The sequence below is a fragment of the Bradyrhizobium sp. KZN70725 genome (assembly GCF_055264925.1).
Map to the genome: position 1 here is coordinate 1 of NZ_JBUYWT010000219.1, position 454 is coordinate 454.

The following is a 454-nucleotide window of genomic DNA, read 5'->3' on the forward strand; positions in this document are numbered from 1 at the left end:
GATCGCAAGAGCGTTCAGCCGATGGCGGAGCGCCTTGCCTCGGGCAACTACGACCAGTTGCACCATTTCATTGCGGACGGTGTCTGGGACGCGACGCCGCTGGAAACAGAGCTGCTCAACCAGGCGGACCGACTTGTCGGCGGCAGGGATGCGGTGCTGGTTATTGATGACACCTCACTTCCCAAGAAGGGTGAGCGCTCGGTCGGTGTTGCGGCTCAATACGCGTCGGCTCTCGGTAAAACGGCAAATTGCCAAACGCTGGTGTCTTTGACGCTTGCTCGCGGCGAAGTGCCCGTGATGGTCGCGTTACGTCTCTTTCTGCCTGACAGTTGGACAAGCGACATATCTCGTTTGAAGCGCGCTCGCGTGCCAGTCGAACATCGAACGGCACGGTCCAAGCCCGAGATTGCTCTAGCCGAGATTGACCGCGCGATGGCAGCCAACGTGCGCTTTG

1 protein-coding gene is annotated in these 454 nt (G+C 59.9%); it reads left to right on the forward strand.

The features are described from left to right. Positions 1–454 (forward strand): IS701 family transposase (locus ACZBJS_RS42800; protein ID WP_463440368.1); only part of this gene is annotated, 454 nt, incomplete at both ends.